General features: G+C 71.3%; 6 protein-coding genes. 3 read left to right on the forward strand and 3 right to left on the reverse strand.

What is annotated here, in order from left to right; translation table 11 throughout:
- The 3 genes from D180_RS05115 to D180_RS05125 form a co-directional block, all read left to right on the forward strand.
- Window positions 1-179: MscL family protein (locus tag D180_RS05115; RefSeq protein ID WP_017911954.1), on the forward strand; the 179-nt coding region annotated here is incomplete at its 5' end.
- Between the two features lie 96 nt (window positions 180-275).
- Window positions 276-1691: a M28 family peptidase gene (locus tag D180_RS05120; protein WP_043090508.1), complete on the forward strand. Its 1416-nt coding sequence runs from the start codon at window positions 276-278 to the stop codon at window positions 1689-1691.
- Between the two features lie 62 nt (window positions 1692-1753).
- On the forward strand, window positions 1754-2806 hold the full coding sequence (locus tag D180_RS05125; RefSeq protein ID WP_087963549.1) for a LacI family DNA-binding transcriptional regulator: 1053 nt from the start codon (window positions 1754-1756) through the stop codon (window positions 2804-2806).
- 6 nt (window positions 2807-2812) lie between these two features.
- Here D180_RS05125 and D180_RS05130 read toward each other — a convergent pair whose 3' ends face one another.
- The 3 genes from D180_RS05130 to D180_RS05140 all read right to left on the reverse strand — a co-directional run.
- Window positions 2813-3886, reverse strand: a complete 1074-nt coding sequence (locus tag D180_RS05130) for a cytochrome P450 (protein WP_017911957.1) — start codon at window positions 3884-3886, stop codon at window positions 2813-2815.
- An 88-nt stretch (window positions 3887-3974) separates the two neighbouring features.
- Complete coding sequence (locus D180_RS24435) at window positions 3975-4064, reverse strand: tryptorubin family RiPP precursor (RefSeq protein WP_017911958.1); 90 nt, start codon at window positions 4062-4064, stop codon at window positions 3975-3977.
- A 197-nt stretch (window positions 4065-4261) separates the two neighbouring features.
- The coding region (locus tag D180_RS05140; protein WP_017911959.1) for a TrmH family RNA methyltransferase at window positions 4262-4558 on the reverse strand (297 nt) is incomplete at its 5' end.

Here is a 4558-nt window from a genome sequence, read left to right on the forward strand (position 1 = left end):
GCGATTTCCTCAACACCATCATCCAGTTCGTGATCGTGGCCTTCGCCATCTTCATGCTGGTCAAGGCGATCAACCGCATCGCCCGCAAGGAACCGCCGGCGCCGAAGGCCCCGACCGAGGAAGTGCTGCTGCTGCGCGAGATCCGCGATTCGCTCAAACACGAGCCGCGCCCGGAGTAAGCGCGACGGCACACGCGGCTTCCGCCATGGAGGCCGCGTCGTGCACGGCGGTGAGGCACTGCTAAGCTCGCGGTTCCTGTGTCCGCGGAGTTTTCCATGCGTCGTCTTGCCGTCGTCATCGCTGCTGTGCTGAGTCTGTCCTCTCCTGCGGTTGCCGCCGAGGCCACGCGCATCCCGGAGGCGGCACTCCGCGACGCGGCGGCCTTGCGCGAGCGGGCACTGGCCGACGACACCAGCTGGAAGGTGGTCGAGTCGCTGACCACCGAGATCGGCCCGCGGATGGCGGGCAGCGAGGCCGATGCACGCGCGGTGGCCTGGGCCACGGCGAAATTCAAGGCACTGGGCTTCGACAAGGTGTGGACCGAGCCGGTGACGTTCCCGAAATGGGAGCGTCGCAGCGAACACGCGCAGGTGCTCGGCGCGCATGCGCAACCGCTCACTGTCGCCGCGCTGGGCGGCAGCCCAGGCGGCACGGTCGAGGCCGAGGTGGTGCGCTTCGCCGACCTGGCCGCGTTGCAGGCGGCGCCGGCCGATGCGCTGCGCGGCAAGATCGCCTTCGTCGATTACCAGATGCTGCGCACCCGCGATGGCAAGGACTACGGCAACGGCGGCGCGGTGCGCAGCAAGGGGCCGTCCGAAGCGATCCGCAAGGGCGCGATCGGTTTCGTGATGCGCTCGGCCGGCACCGATTCGCACCGCGTGCCGCATACCGGCATCACCCGCTTCGACGAAGGACTGACGCCGGTGCCGGCGGCGGCGCTGTCGGTGCCCGACGCCAACCAGCTGGCGCGCCTGCTCGCGCGCGGCCCGGTACGCCTGCGCCTGGCGCTGGACTGCGGCTGGGACGGCACCGCCACGTCCTACAACGTGATCGGGCAGATCACCGGACGCACGCTGCCGAACGAGGTGGTGCTGATCGGCGGGCACCTGGATTCCTGGGACCTGGGCACCGGCGCGATCGACGACGGCGCCGGCGTGGCGATCAGCATGGCCGCCGGGCATCTGATCGGCCAGCTCAAGCAGGCGCCCAAGCGCAGCATCCGCGTGGTCGCCTTCGCCAACGAGGAGCAGGGTCTGTACGGCGGCAAGGCCTATGCGCAGGCGCATGCCAAGGACGTGGCGCGGCACCAGATCGTCGCCGAGAGCGACTTCGGCGCCGGCCGCATCTATGCCTTCAACACCGGCTCCGGCGACGCCGCCGGCTCGCGCGCGGCGACCCGGCAGATCGCCGAGGCGCTGGCACCGCTCGGCATCGCCTATGCGCCGGACGCCGGCGGCCCCGGCCCGGACGTCGGTCCGCTCGCCGCCAAGGGCGGCGCCTGGGCCTGGCTGGCGCAGGACGGCAGCGATTACTTCGATCTGCATCACACCGCCGACGACACCCTGGACAAGATCGACCCGAAGGCGCTGGCGCAGAATGTCGCCGCGTATGCGGTGTTCGCATATCTGGCGGCGCAGGCCGACGGCGGTTTCGGCAGCCAGGCCAAGACAGTGGAACCGCCCAGGGAGTAAAGTAAACCGGACCTGCGCAGGACGCGCGCAGGGGCTTCCCCTCCGCAGCAGCGCCAGGACCTTTGATGGGCATACGGCAACGTCGCGCGGGCTCAGCGGTGACGTTGCTGGATGTAGCCCGCCATGCGGGCGTGTCGCCGATGACTGCTTCGCGCGTGATCAATCGTCACCCGCGCGTGAGCGCTACCATGCGCGAGCGCGTCGAAGCGTCGATCAAGGCGCTCGGCTACCGCCCCAACCTCGCCGGCCGCTCGCTGCGCACCGCAGGACTGGCACGCATCGGCGTTCTCTACAGCAATCCCAGCGCGGCCTACCTCAACCAGTTCATGCTCGGCATGCTCGAGCAGAGCAGCCTGGAAGGCTGCCAGGTGCTGGTGGAAAAGAGCGACGACAGCGCCAGCCAGCGCGCCGCCACCGAACGCCTGCTCGCGGCCGGTGCCGATGGCCTGATCCTGCCGCCGCCGCTGTGCGATGCGCGGCAGACCATCGCCGAACTGGATGCGCGCGGCATTCCGCTGGTGGCGGTCGCCACCGGCGCACCGATGCCCGGGGTCAGCTCGGTGCGCATCGACGACTACCAGGCGGCGTGCGCGCTCACCCGGCATCTGCTCGACCTGGGCCACCGCGACATCGGCTTCGTCAGCGGCGATCCCGGGCACACGCCCAGCGCACTGCGCAGCCGCGCGTTCTTCGACACCATGGCCGGGGCCGGGCTGACGGTGGCACCGGAGCGCGTGGCCGAAGGCCTGTTCACCTATCGCTCCGGCCTGCTCGCGGCCACTGCGTTGCTGCAGGTCGCCCCGCGTCCCAGCGCGATCCTGTGCAGCAACGACGACATGGCCGCGGCAGCGCTGGCGATCGCGCACGGACTGCGCCTGCGCGTGCCCGAGGATCTGTCGATCGCCGGTTTCGACGACACGCCGGTGGCCACCACGATCTGGCCGGAGCTGACCACCATCCACCAGCCGGTCGCGGCGATGGGCAGGGCCGCGGTGACGCTGCTGCTCGGCGAAATTCGCCAGCGCCGCGACGGCCTGCCCAGCCGCGGCACCCATCAGGTGCTGGACTACACCCTGGTCACGCGCGGGTCCACCGCGCCGCCCGCCCCGCGCTGAGCGCCGTCACCGCGTGCGGCAGGCAACGCCTCGCGCGCGCGCGTGCCGGATCACGTCGACCTGGGCCACACCGAGCAGCCCGGTCAACGGCACAGTGGCGCGACGTTGCTGCGGGTCCGCGACCAGGTCCTGACCGCGCAGCAGGTCCAGTAGCCGCTCCGCCAGCGGCATGACCATGTGCCGGCCCCAGCAGCGCTCGGAGGCATGGCCGAACGGCAGGTAGCCGGGCAACGCATCGGGATCCACGCCGTCCCAGCGCTCTGGCCGGAACGCCTCCGGCTCCTCCCACAGCGCCGGATCGCGATGGCTGAGCAAGGGCAGCACCAGCACGTCGTCGGCGGCGCCGATACGCGGATCCAGCGCACCGTACTCGGGCGAGGCATTGCGCAGGATGTTCCAGGACGACGGCAGCAGGCGCAGGGTTTCGTAGAGGATGTTGCGGTTGCAGACGCGCGCGTCGAACGGCGACCCCAGCCACAGCGCGTTGGCGACCAGCGTGGAAATGGTGAAGCACACCGGCGCGGCGGTGCGCCGGTACAGGCCCATCGCATCGCGGCGCGTGCGGTAGCCATCGGCCGCGGACAGCAGCGTGGCCAACGCCGAGGCCTCCGCGCCCGGCGCCAGCGGTGCGAGCGCGCCGGCGGCGATCACCGCCCAGGTCAGGCGCGGCGTCAGTTCCAGGGTGCGGTCCATCAGCAGGCGCAGCCGCCACGGGTCGCCGCCGAGCAGCAGGTCGCGCAGATAGACATGGCCGATGTGCGGCCATGGACCGGACAGGTCGAGTGTGGGCGGCGGCGGACGCTTCAGCGCCTCGCGCACGTCGCGGCCGATCGCCTGCATCAGTTTCGCCGCCTCGCTGCGCGCGATCGAGCGGCCGTGCAACGGCTTGAAGGTCGGCCGTTCGTGTTCGGTGGCGGGCCGGGCCGCGAGCAGGCGGTCGCTCAGCGCGGCGCCGGCGACACCGACCGTGTCGGCATCCAGGCGGAACGCGTCCTGCCCCACATGCGCGCGCAGCAACGCCTGCAGACGCGGCGCGAAGACCGTGGCGCGCGCATCGCGGTCGACCATGGTGGCGGACATCGCCAGTCTCCTGGAGGAACGACGCCCGGCGCAGCGCATCCGCCGGGCACCGGCCGCACGGCATGCCGCGCGGCATCGCACACGGCGCTCAGTACCAGATGTACCAGGCGTACGACTTCAGCGGCTTCTTCGACGACAGCAGGTGCTTGATGGAGAACAGCAGCTTCATGAGCGACATCTCCGCAGGAGTGACGATGGCCCTTTCGGGCGGGGGACTGCGCGGTTTCGCCGACGCCAGCGCGCGTGGCGCGATCGCATCGGCGAGGCGCGCCTGCACGCTACGCCGCCGGCAGGCCCCTCGCAAACCCGAAACCGGCCGGCGCGCACACTATTGCGTAGCCAAATGCAGCCGCATCTCAGCGCGTGACGCCGTGCTCAGCGCGCCGCACGCCCGTGCGGATGCCGGCTGCGCCAGGTGCCCAGCAACACCGCGGTGGCGGCGGCGACGTTGAGGCTTTCCACCGCGCCGCTGCCGGGGATGGACAGGCGCAGATCGCAGGCCTGCGCGAAGTCGCGGTCCATCCCGTCGCTCTCGGCGCCCATCACGTAGACCAGGCGCTGCGGCAAGGCAGTGGCGAACAGATCGTCGCCGCCGTCCACCAGCGTCGCCGCGAGGGCGAAGCCCGCGCCGCGCAATTGCGTCTGCGCCTGCATCGTGGGCGGCAGCCGCAC

Origin of the sequence: Xanthomonas sp. SHU 166, from assembly GCF_000364685.1 — a bacterium.
Classification (GTDB): domain Bacteria; phylum Pseudomonadota; class Gammaproteobacteria; order Xanthomonadales; family Xanthomonadaceae; genus Xanthomonas_A; species Xanthomonas_A sontii.

Excerpts from the sequence above, each read along its gene's own strand:
- D180_RS24435 (WP_017911958.1), bottom strand. The coding sequence starts at position 4,064 with ATGTCGCTCATGAAGCTGCTGTTCTCCATCAAGCACCTGCTGTCGTCG.
- D180_RS05130 (WP_017911957.1), bottom strand. The coding sequence starts at position 3,886 with ATGTCCGCCACCATGGTCGACCGCGATGCGCGCGCCACGGTCTTCGCG.
- D180_RS05120 (WP_043090508.1), top strand. The coding sequence starts at position 276 with ATGCGTCGTCTTGCCGTCGTCATCGCTGCTGTGCTGAGTCTGTCCTCT.